Source organism: Vibrio sp. Sgm 5, assembly GCF_026241575.1.
In the GTDB taxonomy this organism is placed as follows: Bacteria; Pseudomonadota; Gammaproteobacteria; order Enterobacterales; family Vibrionaceae; genus Vibrio; species Vibrio jasicida.
On record NZ_JAPHPY010000007.1, the window covers coordinates 1 to 19772 of the forward strand.

Sequence of the window (19772 nt, forward strand, 5' to 3'; positions counted from 1 at the left end):
CTTCCATTCACCCTCGCCATAAACCTTGAGGCCAGTGGCATCAATTGCCAGGTGTTGTATTGCTCCTCTGGTTTTGGTTTTAAATGAAACCTCAACTTCCTTAGCTCGGCGGCTTATACAGGTGTAGTGTGGGCAAACAAGCGGGATGTTAGCCAGCTTAAATACAGAGTCTAGAAAACCTTGTAGCGCTCTCAATGGCATAGAGAAAATGCGTTTCACCATCAGTGCGGTAGTAATGGCTAAGTCGCTGAATCGGCGAGGTCTACCACGCTTGCCTTGTTTGTTTTGTTTCCACTCAGCTATCGTTTCCTCATCAATCCAAAAGGTCAGAGAACCACGGTTGATTAAGGCTTTGTTGTACTGTTTCCAGTTAGTTGTTTTGTAACGAGGTTTAGGCATGAGGCTACGACGATTGATGGGTGTAGCCGATCAGATCGTAGCTTCTAGATTTAGTTCCATCGATTTAAGCAACAAAGCCGCCTCTCGCTTTAAGCGCAGAGCTTAGCCTCCACGGGATTAAGTAAATATCCAGACCATATTTAGAGCGACGAAAGTCGCTCTTTTTCGTTGTGAGTTATATATTAACGTTGAAGTGTGAAACCGAAGTAATAAGTTTTTTCATTAATAGTTTTGATGTTTTATCCTTGGATTAATCAATTAAACTTATTGGCGGATTCTTATCTTTAAATAGCTTGTTTAAAACGAATTTTTATATTCATTCCGCTAGGTTTTATTTAAGTGTTTATTTCTATTATTTTGTGCAGTAGTTCACGAGAGGTAATGGAAAACAACAAAATAAAAGCTAATTTCGACATCGCAAACTTTCTATTTACGTTTTACTAGAGAGAGTAAATAGAGGAGTTGCAATGAATACAATACAAGTTCTATTAAATGAGTTTTGTGAGATAAATGAGCTACCGCCACTTAACTTTTCTGAAGGGGGTCGCTGTCAGTTATTAGTTGATGACCGTTACGTTATTTACTTTAGCGCAACAGATAATCATGATCTTATTCTTTCCGTGGCTTTTGGTGGACTCAAAAAAAATGGTGAACTAAGGGTGAAAGGTCTTGAGCTCATAGCTCATGCCAATTACTTCGCCATTGCAGAAGGGGGCCTAACCCTGTCACTGACACCAAATGGCAGGCAGCTTGTTCTCGCGGGCAGGAAGCCAATAGAGCACTTAGATGCCGCGAGTTTGTCAACTTGGTTCCATGCGCTCAATGAGCAAGCTCAGCTCTGGCAAGCCCGATTTGTGATGCTAGACCAAGATATCACTCCATTACCCAACACACAGCTATCTCACGTACAGACCCTTCGAGTCTAAGGAGTTCATCCATGGTAAATCCAACGAATAAAATCAGCCAAAGCCCGGTTCCTAACTTAGACCAATTTCGTTCTGTTGCGGCGCAAAAAGATGACCGAGTGATCAGCAAGCGTGGCAAGGTAAAAGAGCCGTCGACTTTCCATAAAGGGCAAAAATTTGCAGCAGTGAGTGAACATTTGCTGCGCTCAAAATACCCAAAGTACTTTCAAGAAAATATTAAGACTCATCTTGATTTAAAGCAGGCGTTATTAAAACAAGAAAAGCCAGAGACGGCATTGTTAGCCTTCTCTCTTGTCAGCCCATCAGGGTACCGTGGTGAACCACTAACGGAACGAAAGATCCTTGAAGTAGTGAACTTGTTGGAAGAGGTTAAGATTGACGGTAGCGCTTATGAAAACCTCAAAGGTACGTTTGATTCGATCAGTCACGATCCTCGCTTACAGGTGAGCATCGAAAATCAATATCCAGGAAAAATGGACGGCTTTGGGGCAGAGTTGCTTGAGATGGCAAAAGATAAGCTCAAAGGCACTGGTGTGAATGCGGCGATTAACCTTGTCTTGCCGGGCGTTGGATTGCTGGTGGCGACAGGTCGTGAGTTGCACAAAGCAGCGGTAAATGGCGATGCAGAGGCTTACCATCATCAATTGGATCAAATTGCGCAACTGCCCGGTCGTGATCAGAGACTTGCTTTGCCGATGCAACAAGCCTTAGCACACGGACACGCCACCTTGTCGACTGAAGGTGCTGTTACAGCAACATTAGGGATGGCTACAGGCAGCCTTGGTGCTTTTGGAGTCAACTCTGTTGGGACGGCGGGTGTGCTTCCTGTTGCAAAAGAAGCATTGGGCAGTGCTGCGGCATCAGGCTTAATCAGTGGTTCTGGTTTTGTGGCAGGTCAAGCGGGCTCGTATGGTTTGAATAACGAAGCTCAAGAGGTGTTTCGTCAAGATCCCATGTCTGGTGTGCTACCACGTATCGAAGTGTCTAACAGCAAAGGAGACTTTACCTTTAGTATGCAAGATTCCGCGTCAGTACGTGCTTTGATGGCGTATTTAGGCCCAAAAGAGGACAAGTCGATGACGTCTCCTCAAGCGCCGAAAGAAGCACAGGAAATGGAAACAGCGCGCTTAACGCTCAAGAAGATGCTGGGCTCTGAAGCCAGTGAACACTTGGTGCCAGATGTCGATCCTATGCTTAAACTGAGTGTGGAAGATGCTCCAAGTCAAACTGAATCCGTGGCGAATGGTGCGTTTAAGAAACTGCTTAGTGAAGATTGGGACTGGTTGATGCCAGCCGTCCGAGCCATTGATCAAGGTAAGGCACAGGACATCAATAAGACCTTGACCTACAAACTGCCTCTCGATGCAGAAAACGGACGAGTGTACTTGGATAAAAGCCCGAACCTGAGTGAAGGGCAATTATCAGCGTTAGAGAAGCTAGGCTCACCAAGCCAGTTAAGATTGATGTACTTAGCAGAAGGCTGGGTTTAATCCGTTGAGTTTAAAAGAAAGCTCGCGGCTAAATCATAGTTAAGAAGGAAAGCAAAAGGGAGCGTAAGCTCCCTTTGTGTTCAGTTAAATTCCTTAAAAAACAGTGCCAATGTCTGTTCCTATAAAGACAAAATAAATCCGTTTCCCGTTATTCCTCTGACTGCTCAAGAGACGCAACCCAACGCAGGATCTCGGCGGTGGCTTCAATAAGATCGCCAGGAATGTATTGGTTTAACTGACCATCGGCATAAAGGGCACGTGCGAGCGGCACTTTTTGCATCACAGGGATGCCTTCTTCGTGGGCTATCGCGATCATACGTTTCGCCATCGCATCGGTTTCTTTAAGGGTTATCACAGGCAGCGGTGTTTCGCCCTTTTTGTAGTACAAACCAATAGCGATGTGGGTTGGGTTCGTGACCAACACATTCGAACGTTTAACGTTATCTCTTTGGTTCGAAGCTTGCAGCTCTTGGTGTAACTGACGACGCTTACTCTTGATTTCCGGGCTGCCCTCCATCTCTTTATATTCGCGTTTAACTTCGTCTTTAGTCATCTTTAGTTGCTTGGTGTGGTCGAACTTTTGGTAAGCGTAATCGGCAGCTGCAATCACAATAAAGCCGACGGAAGAGATGATCATGAGTTGTTTCACCAATACGCCGGTGATGGTCGGTACACACTCTAATCCGCATGTCGGGATTTGCAGTAGCGTGTTTAAGTTACCTTTCAGTGTTACCCAAATGATGCAGGAAAGGAGCGAGACTTTAAGAATTGACTTAATAAACTCAATGATGCTCTTTAGCGAGAAAATTCGTTTCGCCCCTTCGACGGGGTTGATTTTTTTGATATCTGGTTTGACGGATTCACCACTAAATAGCAAGCCGAATTGCCCCATGTTCGACATGATGGCAATCAATGCCGCCACGATCAGGATCGGTGCCAGTAGGTAGACCATTTCTTTGGCAATAGCGATGGCTACGTCAAGCAACGCATCCTGAAACCCTTGATAAGCCAACTCACTCGGTAACAAAAGTAGGGCAGAGATGTGCGACATATAGTAGTCAGCAAAGGCAAATAAGACGGCAATTAGGGCTAGGATTAACGCCGATGAGACGACTTCCTGACTTTTGGCGACTTGCCCTTTTTGCCGGGCATCCCGAAGTTTTTTCGGGGTGGGGAGTTCTGTTTTTTCTCCGCTCATTGCTCTTCCTGTCTGTTATTACCAAATGGTATTGAGCTGTTCTCTGAAAAGTACGATTTCAGAGAAAAGGGCTTGAAAGTGGTCCATCATCAATGCCAAATAAACAATCAATAGCACGCTGGCAATGGCACTTTTGATCGGCATGGCTAAAGAGAAAACGTTCAGCTGTGGGGCGAATCGGCTAATCAGCGCGAGTCCAAACTCGGCAAGGAACATGGCTAAAACCAAAGGCGCAGACATCAAAACGCCAAGCCACATAAGTTGCTCGAACTGAGCGTAGAAAAAGTGCACCCATTCCTCAGTGACGGTTGGGAAAAAGCTAATCACAGGCCACGACGCATAGCTGTTAAACAGCGCATAAATAAAAGCGACAAAGCCACCACCGGAGAAGAACAAGGTGATCAGAGTTTGAGTCAATAGCACGGCCGTTGGCGTTGACTGAGAGCCGAGAGTAGGGTTAAACATACTTGCCATCGCAGCACCACGTTGGTTATCCACCAAAAAGCCTGCGGCCTCAATAGCCCAAAAAGGGATTGCTGCAACAAAGCCAATCAGCATACCCAATAACACCTCTTTGCCTAAGATGACCATCAACCAAATCCCATCCGTTTCTGCGGGCAGGTCTTGTTGGTTGATCATTGGGAAGATAAACAGTGCAAGCGAGCACAAAACACCATTTCTTACCAAGGTGCCACCCAGCATTTGCTTGTTTAAGATCGGCAAAAATATAAAGCAAGCCATTAACCTAGGGAGCGTCAAGCTGTATAGGAACAGGGCTTGGTGCAAATCATCGTAACTCATCGTATTTGCGGAATTTTATCCAAGGTCAACGTGGCAAATGAATGCAGCTCGGCGCCCAGCCATTGTGTGGTAACAAATAGGGTAATGATGACGGCGATCAGTTTGACGACAAAGCTTAACGTCTGTTCTTGTACTTGTGTTAGAGCTTGGACGAGAGAGACCAAGGTACCGACAAGTGCCGCAACCAAAATCGGTGGCAGCGACAAGAACAGAACAAGCGTTAGAGCCTGAGTGGTGAAGTGGATGATTTCAGCCGGATTCATGCTTCTCTCCTCATTATCCGTAACTGAGCACTAGGCCATGGGTCAACTTGGTCCAACCGTCTAGCAACACAAAGAGCAACAACTTGAATGGCAGTGAGATGGTCATTGGCGAGACCATCATCATGCCCATTGCCAGCAAGATGTTGGATACGATCAGATCGATAGCGATGAATGGCAGGTACAACAAGAAGCCAACCTCAAACGCTCTAGTGAGCTCACTCACGGTAAAAGCGGGGAGCAACAACAATAAGCTGTCTGACTCTAAACGGTCGACGTACTTTTGTGGCCACAAGGTTCTTGCTGCATCGGCAAAAAAGACCGATTCAGTTTCACGGATGTGCTTTTTTAAAAACTCACGATACGGCTGCAATCCACTTTCGATTAAACCTTCGATGCTCTCTGAATCTTCAAGTGAGATTTCGTGCTGGGTCACGTAGTCATAGGTTTCAAACCCTACTGGCGCCATGATGAAGATCGACAGAATGATCGCCAATCCGTACAAGGCCATATTGGGTGGAATCTGTTGTACACCTAGTGCATTTCTTAGCAGAGAGAAAACCACGGCCAGTTTAACGAAGGAGGTCGCCATCATTGCAATGAAAGGCACCAAAGCAAGAAGGGCAAGTGTGACGATGAGGTTCAGTTCATCAGGTAACTGGATCATGCTGGCTCCTGACTGCCGCCAAACAGTTCGAGCACGCGCACACCCAAGCGTTCATTGATGTTCACAAGCTCGCATTCCCCAATGATTTTTCCGTTTGCTCGCATGGTGACTGGGTTAGAAATTGGTTGGTTAAGCTCAAAGGTAAACCCTGGTTGCAGTGCGTTAAGTTGTTCTAAAGTAATGGTTTGCTGACCAACATCGAAAGTCAGTTCAATTGGCAATTGCTGGTGGTCGGTAAGTGCTTCAGAGCTGTTGATATCGTTCATATTGGTTTCTTTTTTTTGGATATGGAGTGTCGTATTGTCGAGTTGGCATCGCCAAAGGTTCTGATTGGAGACCTGAAGCAGCACTTGGTGTTGCGAGATGTAGCAATCATCGAAAAACACCACATCGCCCAGTGCCAGTTGCTCAAATTGACTGAGCGCCAAACGCGTTTTGCCAAAGCTCAACCAGAAGGGCAGTGCGATGTTTTGGCTCAGGTAAGAGGGCGCTTGTGGCAGAGTGTCAATCAACACATCTCGACCCTCATTGACCCACAGGCTAAGAGAGACATCATCGCGATTGATGGTGAGCATCAACACGTTTTCTTCTGGTGTAGGCTGCTCATGAACTTGCAACTTGCTCAATACCGGAAGTTGTCCAAATAAGCGCTTAATCACGTCGGTGTAGGGCTCAATTTGGCTACTGAGCAGCGCCAATTGCAATGAGTTTGGCAGTGATTCAAATGCCGTCGAGTCAAGAATGCTATGTAACCATTGCTGTAGTTGCGCACCGCTGAAATCGATTTGAATGGTTTGCCCACCAATGAGTAGCGTTAAACGATAGCCAGAAAACTCCGGTTTTTGGCCAAGCGTGACCGATAAGCTATTGCTCTGACTATCTTGAAAGTGGCACTGTTTTGCGCACAGTTGATTGCTCAGCGCGATGCTTGAAGGTTCGACCTTTGGGAAATCTAATATCATCATTCGTCCTCAGGCTTCCATTCATCGTAAATGCTGCGTTGTTGTCGTGAGCGTTGTTGGTCTTGTTGTTGGTTCATCTGTTCGCTGACTGCAATTCGAATCGGTTGGTCGATGCCTAAACGTTGCAGACGCTCGGTCAACTCTTGTTTAGCCGTTTGGTTGATCAGCGAAAGAGCGTGCTCTTGCTTAATCAGCACGCTGTAGCCAGAACTGTCCTGCTTGATGGAGATCTCGCCGCCTTTTAATTGACCTTCATTAAGAAGCAGACGAACTTCTTTTTCGTTTGCTGAAGGAAGAGACACGTAGATCTTGTCGACTAACTTATTAATCAATTCATTTACGTCTTGAGTTCTGCTCTGAGGGGCGTGTGTCTCTACGTTTTTAAGGATGATGTCGCCTTGCGCTGTCGATTGGCTTAGGTTGCCCGTCGGGTGAAGCTTAGCGTCCGACTCTGAACTTAGATGACGCTGTTCGATGTGCTTCACTGCTTTAACCTTCTCTTCAAGTGCGGACAATGCGGCTTTCGAGTCGACAATTTTCGAGTCCACAATAGCAGCAGCGTCTTTTGTGGTTGGGTCGAGTTTGTGAGCCGCTGCATCCAATTTATGTAGTTGACCTTGCAGCACACTCTGCACGGTTGATGGCTCAGTTTTGTTCCGTAGATTGGTTTTGTTACGCAGATTAGCTTGGTCAGTCTGAATCGGTAATACCTGATCCTTTAGAGCGTTAGGCAAGCTGGTCATCGGTATTTTAGGATCACGAGACGAACCATTATCTAATGGTGCCGTACTTACCGAGCTGACTTGCTTATTGTTCGAGTCTTTTTCTGCCGCAGAGTTAGAAGTCAACAGCTGTGATTTATCCGCTTCCTTACTTCCTACCGACTGCTCGATTAGAGAGTGTGGTTTTACGGGTTTGCCAGTATCTGAATGTGGCTCTTTCGCAGGGCGCTCTGAAGCCTCGCTATGGCTCTCTTCGTTTTTATCTTTGTTGTCCATTACCTGCACGGTTTCTCTTTCTGAGAGATCGTGACTTGGCTTTTCTGGGTGCAAACCAGCGTCTGACTTCTCATTAGTAGGTTGATCTTTCAAGTTTTCAGGGGACTCTTGGCCACCCTCGATCTGCTCTTTCCCCGCCTCAGGAATAGCACTGCTGACCTTGCCTTTTTGCTTCATGCTATCGAGTTTATCTGCGTTCAATACAGCATCGAATAAGCGAGAGGTCTCTGACTCATGTTCGCTCTCTGCTTGCGTTGGCTTAAGTGCATTATTAAAGCGAGATTCGAGCTCTTCTGAGATTTGGTTGACTGGCCTCTGTTGAACCTGTTGCGGACGTTCAGTTGTGTTTGGATGATCGTTTTTGACTCGCATCTTTACCTTCTATGAAACAACTACGCTGCGGAACTCTTCTTGTTCGAGCTCTTCTTGATACTGCACTTGGCGTGCTTGCTCAGCGATTTCTTGTTCGTTTAATTGAATGAATTTTTCTTTGGTTTTATGGGCGGCCAGAGCTTCTTGCTTTCTTTCCTTGAGTCGCTGGTTCTCTTGTTCCAATGCCTTTTTTTCTTCTGCAGCTCGTTGTTTTAAATCGGCTTCTCTTTCCCTTAACAGCGCGATTTCTTGCCGCAATATTTCAAGTTCTTTTAGAACGACGGTTTTCTGTTTGGCTTTTGCAAAGCGCCGTTCTTCTTCCTCTTCGCGCCATTGACGATAATCAACGACAGATTGTTCCGCCTTTCGGAGTGAGGCTCGTGCGTTATTGACTCGATACTCTTGTTGCTGAACCGCGCGATCGGCACGGTCGGCACGAATTTTTTTTATCTCTAGCAATTGCTTGATCATAAGCCTGCAAGCCCACGCAGCTGTGTGACGGTCTCTTCGAGTTCACTTGGCTCGTACGTGCCTTGGCGTAAGAACGCTCGGATATCATCTCCCTGTGCGATGGCCATATCCGCGCGACTGTCGGCGCCGTGTTGGTACTCACCAATTTTTATCAGCAGTTCGACTTCTTCATATTTGGCCAGCATTTCACGCATGTGAGCCGCGGACGCTTGATGAGTTTTATCGACGATTTGGTTCATCACACGGCTGGCTGAACGAAGCACATCAATGGCTGGATAGTGGTTCATCGCCGCCAGTTTGCGAGAGAGAATGATGTGACCATCGAGTATCGAACGCGTCTCATCGGCAACCGGTTCTGTCATATCGTCACCTTCCACAAGCACGGTATACAGCGCGGTGATGGAGCCTTTGTCTGATTGACCTGCACGTTCCATCAGTTTTGGTAGTGCAGCAAAAACAGAAGGCGGATAGCCTCGTCGTGTTGGTGGCTCGCCAGCTGCCAAGCCTATTTCACGCTGAGCTCGGGCAAAACGCGTCACCGAATCCATCAGCAGTAGGACACGCTTACCTTGGTCGCGGAAGTACTCCGCGATAGAGGTTGCAACGAACGCCGCTTTGGCTCGTTCCATTGCTGGTCGGTCTGAGGTTGCGACAACCAATACAGACCTTGCCATGCCTTCTTCACCAAGGTCGTGCTCTATAAATTCTCTTACTTCACGGCCCCTTTCACCGATGAGGGCAAGCACGGTTACATCGACATCGGCAGAGCGAATGAGCTTGGCGAGTAGGGTACTTTTACCTCCGCCAGCCGCAGCAAAAATGCCCATCCTTTGTCCTTCACCACAGGTGAGCAATCCGTCGATGGAACGCACGCCCATAGAAATCGGCTTTTCAATCAGCTTTCTCTGCATTGGTGGCGGCGCATCACGATAAACCGGATACCAAGCGCTCGGTTCAGTGCTTTGAGAACCATCGAATGGCCGGCCCAGGCCATCGAGTATTTTCCCTAACAGATGATCGCCAACGCCGACTTCGTGCATTTTTCCAAGCGGGCTCACTTCGGTATTGGAGGAAATACCAAACATGTTGCCAAGTGGGGTAAGCAACGCATGGTGTTGCTGAAAACCCACCACTTCCGCAAGCAGCGACAAGGTTTGATCGGGGTTACGTAGCTCACAAAGCTCGCCGACACGAACACCAGGCACAACGGCTTTGATAATGGTGCCAGTAACCTGAGTCACGCGACCACGGATTTGGATCAAACGCGTTTGCTTGATGGCCGATTGTTGAGTTTCGGTTATGTATGAGAAGTCGTTCAATTTAAGAAAACATGCGCAATAACTGATGCTGGGAGAATAGAAAGGATGGCGCCGTATTTATAGTGACTATTGGTCGGGAGTTTTTAGAAAACTTAAAACGCCCTAAAAAAACACGTCTGATTTTGACAGCCGATTAAAAATGCAATTCCTATAATTCGTCCATATTGTAGGAAGGAGTGCAAATCAATGAGCACTATCAATAGCCAAATTTTAACGAGCAACAAATTTGACGCGTCAATCCGAAGTAACCTTGAGTCTTCCCGCACGGGAGCCTCAGTCAATGGTAATTATCGAGGTGAAACTGTCCGCGTACACAATGCAACTCAGTCGTTGTTTGATGCGATGGAAGAGCTGACGGCGTTAGGTTCAGAAAAAGCAGAAAAAGATCTCACGAAACGCAAAGTGAAAGACGGCAGCATTCGCGTGAATGAAGCGCATGAGCTGGTCTCTGATTACCTAAGAAAAGTGCCTGATCTTGAGAAGAACCAAAAGATCAAAGACCTTGCTACCAAAATGGCAAGCGGCAACTTATCAACGATTGCTCAGTTACAGGCGTACCTCAACGGATTCTCTGAAGAGAAGAGCCATCAGTACCTCGCGCTGCAAGCAGTGAAAAAGTTCCTCGGAGCCAATCCGGAAAGTAAGAACCTATTAGCGCTGATAGACCAAGCCATTCTGACCTTTGAGCAGAACCCGGACTCTTGGGCTCAGATTGATACTGAAATTCGTGTTTCAAGCTTTGCGGATGAATACAGCCAAGAGCAAGGCTTTAGCAGTTTGCACCAATTGCGTGGTTTCTATCGCGACACGGTACATAGCTACCAAGGTTTAGGCTCAGCATACAAGGATGTGGTTGAGCGTTTTGGTGCAAAAGAGGTCTCCACGGCGGTCGATTTTATGTTGCAGGGCATGAGCGCAGACTTGAGCGTGCAAGGTAGCAATATTGACTCCGTTAAGCTTCAGCTTTTGATGTCCGATATGCAAAAACTTAAGACGTTGAATACGCTTCAAGACCAAGTCAGTAACCTCTACCAGATGTTCACACCTCAGCAGGCAAACTATGGCTTATCAAGTTACTGATTTGATGTCAGATGTCATCGCTTTGGTTGAACAGCGTTGGGTTGGAAGTGCCGAGATATGGAACCTAGTGAACGCCATGGAGTTGGCATCCACGGAGCGAAAAATTAGCTTTTTTAGGGAACTGCACAAACTGATTCGCCATATTCCAATTGATGTATTTAACGACGAAGAACAGCGACAAAACCTAATACAAGCTGTGCAAAAGGCGCTTGATGAAGCGATTGATTTAGAAGAAGAGGAAATGTGGGACGATGAATTGGATTGATGCGTCAGTGGATGATTTTTGCCGAGGAATGGGACTTGAAGCGGTGGACTTCTCGTCAGCAGGACGTGTTCAACTGAGCTTCGAGCAAAGCGGCACTCTGCATATCGAGAAGCATCAGGACTGCCTGTTTCTTATGCTGGCGAAACCGTTGCCTTGGCACCAGTCGAATGAGCCGATTAAAAAGGCGTTGAGTTTTTGCCATGCAGGTCAAGGTTGGCCATTCCTCATTAAGACTGGGTTGCTGGATGAACAGACACTGGTCTTCTCTGCACAAATTGAAGGGGATGAAGTGACCTTGCCAACCATCGAACAAGCGTTCGCTCTACTGGCTCGTTTACATAAAGATGTGGCGGATTCATGAGTCGCATTAGTACATTAAACGTTGGTATTGAAGGCTTTACTCACGTTTCACTTGAACAAGTTGAAAACGACTTCCCACAGCGCTTTCAACTGTTGCCTGATGGTCAAGCCATCGCGACTCACCTAGAGAAACTGTACGAGCTTCGCCCCTCTGAGCAGTACTTGATGTCACTTGCGAAGCCAAAGTTGACGCATTCGGAGCTACTTCGCCCAGACAAATACCGTCAACAGTTTGATACCACTCAGCAGCGGCTTCAGGAACTGGCGCAGAAAAATGGATCGCACGCGCTCAATCAGGCACTGGAAACACTGCAAAGTACCCAATTAGACCAACGTTATCTCACCATGGCGTTGAATCTACTGATTCAGGTTTAAGCCCCATGTTGCAAACGAAAGACGTGGAGCTGTTGCTTATCCACGCTGCACTCCAAGTTCAATATCAAAAGCCGGAACAAGCGATTACCTTGCTTGATGCACTGCTGGAAATCGAACCTCAGCATCAAGAAGCTCGCCAAACATTAGCAGTGGCATGCCTGAATTCGGGTCGATACACACGTTCAATCGAGTTGTGCGAAAGCTTATTGAAAACCGAACATTCAAATAAAGCGGGCTTGTGGTTTTGCCTAAGCCAAGCTCGCTGGAAACAACAGGATGTTGACGGTGCCCGCCGCGCGCATCGACGTTATCTACAATCTCTAAATAGTGAATCAAATGAATAAGTTGATCGATATTCTAAACAAAGTCGGACAGCGTAAAGACATCATGCTTGCCGTGATGTTACTTGCGATCGTCTTTATGATGATCTTGCCTTTACCTACGGCACTCGTGGACGTTTTGATCGGTACCAACATGAGTATTGCGGTCGTCTTATTGATGTTGGCTATCTACATCACGACACCGCTGGAATTCTCTGCATTCCCAGCCGTGCTTTTGATCACCACCTTGTTTCGCTTGTCGCTTTCTATTACGACAACGCGACTTATCTTGCTGCAAGGCGATGCAGGCCAGATCGTATATACCTTTGGTAACTTCGTGGTCGGCGGTAACTTGGTGGTGGGTATTGTTGTTTTCCTGATCATCACCATTGTTCAATTTATGGTGATCACCAAAGGTTCTGAAAGGGTTGCGGAAGTCAGCGCTCGATTCTCCCTTGATGCGATGCCGGGTAAGCAGATGAGTATCGACGGCGATATGCGTGCTGGGGTTATTGATGTTCATGAGGCGCGTCACCGCCGTTCATTGATCGAAAAAGAAAGCCAAATGTATGGCTCGATGGATGGTGCGATGAAGTTCGTGAAAGGCGACTCAATCGCGGGCCTGATTATCATCGTGGTAAACATTCTCGGTGGTGTCACCATCGGTGTTACTCAAAAGGGCATGTCTGCCTCTGAGGCACTTGAGCTGTTCGCAATCCTGACCGTCGGTGATGGTCTGGTTTCGCAGATCCCAGCACTGTTTATCGCTATCACGGCCGGCATCATCGTTACTCGTGTTTCAAACGAGGACTCTTCTGACTTAGGCTCAGATATTGGTGGTCAAGTGACTGCTCAGCCAAGAGCTTTGTTAGTTGGTGGCGTTCTGCTTATCTTGTTTGCTCTTATTCCGGGCTTTCCGAAGGTTACCTTCCTGATTCTTGCCGCGATTGTTGGCGGTGGTGGCTTCTTCTTGTTCTACCAACAGAAAAAACAACGCGAATCCGACAGTTCTGATTTACCTAGCTTCGTCGCCCAAGGTGCTGGTTCGCCAGCGGCTAAGCCTAATAAACCGACGCCATCTCGTAATAGCAAAGGCAAGCTGGGTGAGCAAGAAGAGTTTGCGATGACAGTACCGCTGCTCATCGACTTGGATTCTCGTTTACAAGAGAGTTTAGAAGCCGTGGCTCTGAACGATGAGCTTGCACGAGTCAGGCGCGCGCTTTACCTCGATCTCGGTGTGCCGTTCCCCGGTATTCACTTACGCTTCAACGAAGGAATGAGTAACGGCGAGTACTTGATTCAATTGCAAGAAGTACCAGTAGCTCGCGGGCGAATTGAAAGCGAAAAACTGCTGGTGACCGAAGGTAATGAACAGATTGATTTGCTGGGCGTACCTTACGAAAAAGACGACGACTTTCTGCCGGGCATTACGAGCATTTGGGTCGATCAAAGTCATCACGAAAAACTGCAAAACAGTCATGTGGGCTTTCTGACCCCCGATCGCATTCTGACTTATCACTTGTCTCACGTTTTGAAAGAGTACGCGCAAGACTTCATCGGTATTCAAGAGACCCGCTATCTGCTTGAGCAAATGGAAGGCAGCTATTCCGAACTGGTGAAAGAAGCGCAACGTATTGTGCCTCTGCAAAAGATGACGGAAATCCTGCAGCGTTTGGTTTCTGAAGACATTTCTATTCGTAATTTACGAGTGATTTTAGAAGCCATGGTGGAGTGGGGCCAGAAGGAGAAAGACGTGGTACAGCTGACGGAATATATCCGTTCAAGCTTGAAACGCTATATCTGTTACAAGTACGCCAGCGGTCAAAACATGCTGCCAGCCTATCTGTTGGATCAGAGTTTGGAGGATACGATCCGTAACGGCATTCGTCAGACTTCTGCGGGCAGTTACTTGGCGCTGGACCCTTCTGTGACACAGCAATTTGTCAGCGACGTTAAGCAAACCATTGGTGATTTAAGCCGCATGCCAAATAAACCTGTGCTGGTGGTGTCGATGGACGTGCGCCGTTACGTACGCAAACTGATTGAATCTGAATACTACGAGTTGCCTGTGTTGTCGTTCCAAGAGCTCACGCAACAAATCAATATTCAACCGCTTGGCAGGGTAGGTATGTGATGGAATGCCCTCTCACTCAGTCTCTAGTGGCGTCAGGCATCGAAGTGACGCCCTACTTTTGGCAGAAAAGTACCATCTTACTTGGTCATCGTTATGAATGTGATGGGATGGAGCTGGTCTTCCGTGTCGAAGAGGGCGAAATCATCATCGTATTACTGCGAAGAATCAGCCCAAACCAAGGTCTAAGCAACCCTTTCTCCGCGCTATTTATGCTCGCAGAACATGCCATCCGTTTGTACCCGCTCGACTGGGCTATTCGTGGCAACGTTGATGTATTGCGAGGTAGCAACATGAGCAGCCAGCGGTTAGCACAATTCTACTTACGAGCCTGCGGTGCGAGCCACGATGAACAAGAAGATTGGTACTTCTTGCGCCTCAGTGATTACCGCCCACTTAAAAAGAGAAAAAAGTAAAAACTCTCGACTGTTACTGACAGCATCCCAGAGATGCTTCGCTTTAAGATAGGACCCAAGATGAAGCAACCCTTTACTGAAACCATTGAAAACTCAGAGCTTGCTATTCGCAATGCAGAAGACAGGACTGACGTATTCAATGAACTACTCGAAGGATTAGGCGTTGGTCCGGTAGCAGGCAACATTCTGCTCGATGGGTTAAATGCTTCGCCTCAATTGATGAAACAAGCAGAGCATGAGCTGCTTGAAGAAGTACAACGCCGCAGACAACAACAGCATCAGCCACAAGCCGCGAGCACCAAAGGCACTAGGCGCAAGCGACCGACCATGATGCGTGGCATGGTGATCTAGAGGTTTTTACATGACGGATATGACAACCATGAACTCCATCACCGGAGTTCTCAATACAACAGCCAATCGTGATTCTCAGATCGCATTCCAGCAGAGTTTGGTTAAGACCCTTTCTCCCATTCTAAGCGATGCCCATATCGACCCGAATCAATTAGAGTCATTGATTCGCCAATTACCCATGGTCGTTGGGCGTACGGAACAAGAAAGCTTGGATCTTTATGCAGATTCATTGGGTACTTTGTTAAAGAAGCAAGATGCCTTTACTGGGACTGCTGCCGCTGAGACCGCTGCGCATTGGATGCAGTCACTGCAACACCAAGCGTTGAATGGTCAGATCGCACCTAAAGAAGTGGAGATGGGCGTTAATACTACGCTCGCACATCAATTCCAATCTTGGTTTAGCACACAGCTAAAAGACAAGGTCGACAGCTCGCTTCCGACCGATTTTGTCGCTAATTTCCGTTTGGGAAGCCAGAGTAACCAAGCACTGCAAATTGAGGCTTTAGATACGAGCTCTCTTAAAGCAGCAACGGCGCAGATTAGCTCGTTTGTAAATGCACTGGCAGTGCAGATGAGTACGAGTGAGGTTCGTGAGAGTGCTATTCCGTTCTTGCGAAATGCCTTTGGTAATCTTGGCTCGGTCAACCTTAATGAGATTAAGAATTCAGACTACTTCTTAACAGAAGAAAGCTTTAGAGCTGCTGTTACCGCTCAACTTGTTGCCTCTTTCAATAGCATTGGGATCACTATCAGCACCGCTGATGCACAGGCCTTGGCGAACAAGATTGCTTGGATTCCAGGCATGTCTAAGCAGGAACTTACTGATGCGCTAAATAGCTTAGCGACACAAGTAAAAGGACAGTTTGAAAATGCTTACGGCGCAGGTGGTGTTACTCAACTGCAAACCATCCTTGATGCCGAGATCGCGAGAATAAAATCGGATCCTAGTGCGATCACCTTATCGAGCTTGTTCTCCAATATAGCCATTGCGCTTATCAACACTCAGATCGATGCGTTCTATAACGGCTTGCTCGATGTTCAGGTCACTCAAACAACACCGGAGCAACTTGAGCGGATTAAACAAAACACCGCACAAGATATCCGACTCCTTTTCGACAAAATAGTCGCAGGCCAAGACATCGGGACGGATTTCATTGCACGTCATCAAAAAATGATAGAGAACCTAGAAAAGCTCAATGATCGTTTGGGCAAAATCACACCAGAGGAAGTGAGCAGTAAAGAAGTGAATGCCGAGCACGCATTGACCGCTCGTGACCTACTATCGGTGATTGAATCTAGTATCGGTGACCGCTTTGATGAACGCGTCTTGTTTGCTCTAAACGAGCGCCGAGTCGACCGCCTTGAAAAGCGTAACGAGCAAAAAGAACAACTCGAAGATCTAACGATCCAATTGAAAGTGTTTAGTGTCGTTCAGTCAAAAATACACTCGACCCAAAGTGTTGATGGCACTTACAAGCCGGGTGACGCAGCGAATAACTTTAAAGCCAGCGATTTTGGCTACGACAATGATGCGGCGTTTAAGGCTTCTCCTGAATACAAATACTTAAAAGACAACAACATCACCAACCATAAAGACTTTTTAGTAAAACAGGGAATGGAAGTTGGAAGCGACTCTTTCAAAGGGGACAAGCTGTCTAATTTCTCCAGTTCTGTCACCGCAGAATCTAAAGTGCTCAACGATGAAGTGCAGATTAAAACGACCGAGTTAAACGACACCAGTTCTCAGTACAACGCAACCGTTGAAGCGATGAACAAATTTGTTCAGAAGTACCACAGTATTTTACAAGAAATCCTACGAGCCCTTTAAGGATAAATAACCATGACTACACAAAACGCGCCAACTGACCCATCTCAAATGCAAGCAGAGGAACTCCTTTCATTTTTGGAAGAGGGGGGCACGCTAAAAATGCTGCACGATGTATCAGCAGACACCATCGAGCACATTTATGCGGTTGGATACAACTTTTTCCAGTCAGGCAAAATAGAGCAGGCCGCTAAGGTATTTCAGCTGCTTAGCATGCTTGATCACTATCAAGCGCGATTTTTCATTGGTTTGGGTGCGGCTCGTCAGGAACTGGGTGAGTACCTGCAGGCGCTTGACGCCTACAGCTACGCTGCGCTTGTGGACGTAAATGATCCACGCCCACCTTTCCACTCTGCAGAATGTCACCTCAAGCTTGAGCAACTGACGGAAGCAGAGAGTGGGTTTTACAGCGCGAAGGAGATGTCTGCCGGGAAATCAGAGTATGCAGACTTGCATCAACGAGCAGGCATCATGTTAGAAGCGGTGAGAAACAAAAGGAGTAACTAGAATATGAATTCTATTGCACTTGACCGCATTCAGAGTCAGGTATACACGCCTGATTCTGACCAAACTACGTTAAACAAGGTTAACAAGACCGCTGCTCATGCATCGCCGTCAGTAACCGTTGAAAACGTAAAAGGTAAAGATGCTGAAGCATTGAACACCGGTAAGGTAAAAGTTCAGCTTGATGCACCAAATGCCGCAGTCAGCGATAAGGTGAATGACCTTACGCTTAAAGCCATGGAGCAGCTACAAAAAATTGTAGACTCAATTGCCAAGGTTTTACACGCGGTTGCCGACAGTACGGGCTCGCTAGCAGTGAAAATCATCTCAGGTTATGCAGATGATTTTGAAGTTGAACTGGCTGCTATCACAGACAAACTGAAAAGCGCTCAAAACGAGCTCAAAATTCAGGAAGTGAAGGTAGCGAAAGCGAAGCACGAACAAGAGATGGCAGAAAACCTAGAGAAGATCAAAGAGTCTGAAGCGGCAGCGAAAGAAGCACAAAAATCGGGCTTAGCTTCCAAGATCTTCGGTTGGGTTAGCGCTGTGGTTTCTATTGTCGTTGGTGCAATCATGGTGGCGACGGGTGTTGGTGCGGCAGCTGGCGCATTAATGATCGCAGGCGGCGTGATGGGCGCAATCAACATGACTCTGCAAGAGCCTGCTGTTCAAGAGGCGATGAAAGAGGCCGGAATTAACGTCGATATACTTAATAAAGTCGTCATGGCGTTAGAGATTGCGACTGCCGTCATTGGCGCTGTAGTTACATTTGGTGGTGCAGCTGCGAGTGGTATTGCGAAGTTAGCGGCGAAAAGTGCAAGTTCAATTGCGCAAAAAGTCACTGATATCGCAACCAAAGCGGCGACAAACATGGCGAAAATTGCCGATATGGGTTCTAAAGCGGCGACAACCACCGCGAAGGCAATCCGTTACGGTGCTGAGACCGTCGACCTTACTGTTAACGTAGGCAAGGGGACCACGGACAGCGTTCATGCTGCAAACAATGCGCATGTAACTGAAATCCAAGCTGACATTACAGATTTAAGGGCGAAGATGACGCTTAGCCAAGCGGTGATCGACAAACTTAAAGAAGAAATCGCCAAGCTAATGGAAGATTTCCAAGAGCTAATGAGTGTCATCATGCAGATGATTCAGGCGAAAGGCGAAACGATGCAAGCGGTAATGAGTCGTCCAGCGACGGTTTAAGGAGCAACCATGTTAGATAAAATTAGTAATACTGGACGCGCTGACCTTTACGGTTTGGGTGAACTAGGCAAAACAACTCAGGCCGAGAAAATGTCTGAGACGAAAGCCGAAGCTGCTGCTGTCCGTGGTAACAATGATCGTGCAGTAACGGGTGCGAAGAACTACCAATTGAATGGGCCAAAAGCCCCTGCGATTGGCGATCAAGCTCGTGTGGTAGAAAAGCTGATGAGCGCGTTGGCTCCAACCGTAAATCTATTAATGCAAACCACCGAAAAAGCACTGAATGGTGAGCAAGTGGTTAAGTCACCATCGGATGCCATTTCGCAATCACTGTCTCTGATTACTCTGCTTTACCAAGTGTCTAAGCTAAGCCGTGAGCAACAGGTTCTGCAACGTGAAATTGCCGTTGAAGCAAACGTTGCAAGCATCAAGAGCCAAGCGGAAGAGTTAAACAACTCTGCTAAAGCGATGATCGCGATGGCGGTAGTATCAGGCGTATTGGCTGGTGTGACTGCTATTATCGGTGCCGTGGGTTCTTTCAAAGCGGGCAAAGAAATCAAGGCAGAAGTCGCGGGCAACAATGTATTGAAGACGCAGAAAGCAGGCTTTGATCAGGTTGAAGAGTTAATGGGCAATACTAACTTGTCGAAAACTCAACAAGATCAAGTGAGACGTGCTCATGCGTTCGCAAAAGATAGCATTACTGATACGACAAATACTTTGTCTAGTGGTGGCCGCAAGTTCGACAAGATGATGGGCGCAAACCAATCGAAGAACGCGGTATTGCAGGGACTTGGCCAAATGGCGAATTCAGCTGCAAATGTAGAGCAGACGAAAGCTCAAGCTCGAAGCAAAGAGGATGAGGTATTAGCAACTCGTGCTCAAGCAGACAAACAGAGAGCCGATGAAAACATTGGCTTCCAAGAAGGTTTGCTAAAAGAGCTGCGTGAGCTTTTCCGCTCTATCGCTGATAGTCAAAACCAAGCATGGCGTGCCTCTATCCCTACGGTATAGGTTTGCTATCAATCATCAAGGCGCTGGGAATACAGCGCCTTTTTTATGGAAAGAAGAAATAA

Annotated in this window: 22 protein-coding genes and 1 pseudogene; 14 read left to right on the plus strand and 9 right to left on the minus strand. The window is 47.1% G+C overall.

Annotated features, from left to right (window positions below; translation table 11 throughout):
- Nucleotides 1–399, minus strand: a pseudogene (locus tag OQJ86_RS05570) (IS5-like element ISVa2 family transposase); the annotation flags it as partial.
- A gap of 467 nt (nucleotides 400–866) precedes the next feature.
- Between OQJ86_RS05570 and OQJ86_RS05575 the strand changes: the two are divergent.
- Both OQJ86_RS05575 and OQJ86_RS05580 read left to right on the plus strand, forming a co-directional pair.
- On the plus strand, nucleotides 867–1325 hold the full coding sequence (locus OQJ86_RS05575; RefSeq protein ID WP_265987053.1) for a CesT family type III secretion system chaperone: 459 nt from the start codon (nucleotides 867–869) through the stop codon (nucleotides 1323–1325).
- A gap of 11 nt (nucleotides 1326–1336) precedes the next feature.
- Nucleotides 1337–2815 carry a CesT family type III secretion system chaperone gene (locus OQJ86_RS05580; protein ID WP_265987055.1) on the plus strand — a complete coding sequence of 493 codons (1479 nt, stop codon included), beginning with the start codon at nucleotides 1337–1339 and terminating at the stop codon, nucleotides 2813–2815.
- Nucleotides 2816–2963: 148 nt separating this feature from the next.
- Here the strand turns inward: OQJ86_RS05580 and sctU are convergent, their stop codons facing one another.
- From sctU to vscN, 8 genes are read right to left on the minus strand one after another with little or no spacing between them, the layout of a single operon-like run.
- Nucleotides 2964–4013, minus strand: coding sequence for a type III secretion system export apparatus subunit SctU (gene sctU, locus OQJ86_RS05585; protein WP_038866876.1), 1050 nt, complete (start codon nucleotides 4011–4013; stop codon nucleotides 2964–2966).
- Between the two features lie 18 nt (nucleotides 4014–4031).
- Nucleotides 4032–4814, minus strand: a complete 783-nt coding sequence (sctT, locus tag OQJ86_RS05590) for a type III secretion system export apparatus subunit SctT (RefSeq protein ID WP_045424042.1) — start codon at nucleotides 4812–4814, stop codon at nucleotides 4032–4034.
- Complete coding sequence (gene sctS / locus OQJ86_RS05595) at nucleotides 4811–5077, minus strand: type III secretion system export apparatus subunit SctS (protein ID WP_265987058.1); 267 nt, start codon at nucleotides 5075–5077, stop codon at nucleotides 4811–4813. Before sctS ends, sctT begins: the two co-directional genes overlap by 4 nt.
- A gap of 13 nt (nucleotides 5078–5090) precedes the next feature.
- Nucleotides 5091–5741 (minus strand): SctR family type III secretion system export apparatus subunit VscR, encoded by a 651-nt coding sequence (gene vscR / locus OQJ86_RS05600; RefSeq protein WP_265987060.1) that lies wholly within the window; start codon nucleotides 5739–5741, stop codon nucleotides 5091–5093.
- Complete coding sequence (gene sctQ / locus OQJ86_RS05605; RefSeq protein ID WP_265987235.1) at nucleotides 5738–6703, minus strand: type III secretion system cytoplasmic ring protein SctQ; 966 nt, start codon at nucleotides 6701–6703, stop codon at nucleotides 5738–5740. The genes vscR and sctQ overlap by 4 nt, the downstream gene beginning before the upstream one ends.
- Nucleotides 6703–8073 (minus strand): type III secretion system needle length determinant, encoded by a 1371-nt coding sequence (locus OQJ86_RS05610; RefSeq protein ID WP_265987062.1) that lies wholly within the window; start codon nucleotides 8071–8073, stop codon nucleotides 6703–6705. The genes sctQ and OQJ86_RS05610 overlap by 1 nt, the downstream gene beginning before the upstream one ends.
- Before the next feature lie 9 nt (nucleotides 8074–8082).
- On the minus strand, nucleotides 8083–8544 hold the full coding sequence (gene sctO, locus OQJ86_RS05615) for a type III secretion system stalk subunit SctO (RefSeq protein WP_265987064.1): 462 nt from the start codon (nucleotides 8542–8544) through the stop codon (nucleotides 8083–8085).
- Nucleotides 8541–9863 (minus strand): SctN family type III secretion system ATPase VscN, encoded by a 1323-nt coding sequence (gene vscN / locus OQJ86_RS05620; protein WP_265987066.1) that lies wholly within the window; start codon nucleotides 9861–9863, stop codon nucleotides 8541–8543. The genes sctO and vscN overlap by 4 nt, the downstream gene beginning before the upstream one ends.
- A 186-nt stretch (nucleotides 9864–10049) precedes the next feature.
- Here vscN and sctW point away from each other — a divergent pair, with 186 nt between their 5' ends.
- From sctW to vopD, 12 genes are read left to right on the plus strand one after another with little or no spacing between them, the layout of a single operon-like run.
- Complete coding sequence (sctW, locus tag OQJ86_RS05625) at nucleotides 10050–10943, plus strand: type III secretion system gatekeeper subunit SctW (RefSeq protein WP_038875767.1); 894 nt, start codon at nucleotides 10050–10052, stop codon at nucleotides 10941–10943.
- Nucleotides 10924–11208: a TyeA family type III secretion system gatekeeper subunit gene (locus OQJ86_RS05630; RefSeq protein WP_005426113.1), complete on the plus strand. Its 285-nt coding sequence runs from the start codon at nucleotides 10924–10926 to the stop codon at nucleotides 11206–11208. The genes sctW and OQJ86_RS05630 overlap by 20 nt, the downstream gene beginning before the upstream one ends.
- A complete protein-coding gene (gene sycN / locus OQJ86_RS05635) occupies nucleotides 11195–11569 on the plus strand; it encodes a type III secretion chaperone SycN (protein WP_038875764.1) in 375 nt (124 codons plus the stop codon). The genes OQJ86_RS05630 and sycN overlap by 14 nt, the downstream gene beginning before the upstream one ends.
- Nucleotides 11566–11943 (plus strand): type III secretion system protein VscX, encoded by a 378-nt coding sequence (vscX, locus tag OQJ86_RS05640; protein ID WP_005426245.1) that lies wholly within the window; start codon nucleotides 11566–11568, stop codon nucleotides 11941–11943. Before sycN ends, vscX begins: the two co-directional genes overlap by 4 nt.
- Before the next feature lie 5 nt (nucleotides 11944–11948).
- On the plus strand, nucleotides 11949–12287 hold the full coding sequence (vscY, locus tag OQJ86_RS05645) for a type III secretion system chaperone VscY (RefSeq protein ID WP_038866893.1): 339 nt from the start codon (nucleotides 11949–11951) through the stop codon (nucleotides 12285–12287).
- Nucleotides 12271–14397 (plus strand): SctV family type III secretion system export apparatus subunit VcrD, encoded by a 2127-nt coding sequence (gene vcrD / locus OQJ86_RS05650; RefSeq protein ID WP_095759917.1) that lies wholly within the window; start codon nucleotides 12271–12273, stop codon nucleotides 14395–14397. Before vscY ends, vcrD begins: the two co-directional genes overlap by 17 nt.
- The gene (locus OQJ86_RS05655) at nucleotides 14397–14810 is read left to right on the plus strand and encodes an LcrR family type III secretion system chaperone (protein WP_265987076.1); all 414 of its coding nucleotides are present in this window, start codon (nucleotides 14397–14399) and stop codon (nucleotides 14808–14810) included. The genes vcrD and OQJ86_RS05655 overlap by 1 nt, the downstream gene beginning before the upstream one ends.
- Nucleotides 14811–14870: 60 nt before the next feature.
- Nucleotides 14871–15161: an LcrG family type III secretion system chaperone gene (locus OQJ86_RS05660; protein WP_005426293.1), complete on the plus strand. Its 291-nt coding sequence runs from the start codon at nucleotides 14871–14873 to the stop codon at nucleotides 15159–15161.
- A 10-nt stretch (nucleotides 15162–15171) separates the two neighbouring features.
- The gene (locus OQJ86_RS05665; protein ID WP_265987082.1) at nucleotides 15172–16989 is read left to right on the plus strand and encodes a virulence-associated V antigen; all 1818 of its coding nucleotides are present in this window, start codon (nucleotides 15172–15174) and stop codon (nucleotides 16987–16989) included.
- Between the two features lie 12 nt (nucleotides 16990–17001).
- A complete protein-coding gene (vcrH, locus tag OQJ86_RS05670) occupies nucleotides 17002–17493 on the plus strand; it encodes a SycD/LcrH family type III secretion system chaperone VcrH (RefSeq protein ID WP_005426175.1) in 492 nt (163 codons plus the stop codon).
- Nucleotides 17494–17496: 3 nt separating this feature from the next.
- Nucleotides 17497–18696, plus strand: a complete 1200-nt coding sequence (gene vopB / locus OQJ86_RS05675; protein WP_042600917.1) for a type III secretion system translocon subunit VopB — start codon at nucleotides 17497–17499, stop codon at nucleotides 18694–18696.
- 9 nt (nucleotides 18697–18705) lie between these two features.
- The gene (vopD, locus tag OQJ86_RS05680) at nucleotides 18706–19710 is read left to right on the plus strand and encodes a type III secretion system translocon subunit VopD (protein WP_265987088.1); all 1005 of its coding nucleotides are present in this window, start codon (nucleotides 18706–18708) and stop codon (nucleotides 19708–19710) included.
- The last annotated feature ends 62 nt before the right edge of the window (nucleotides 19711–19772 follow it).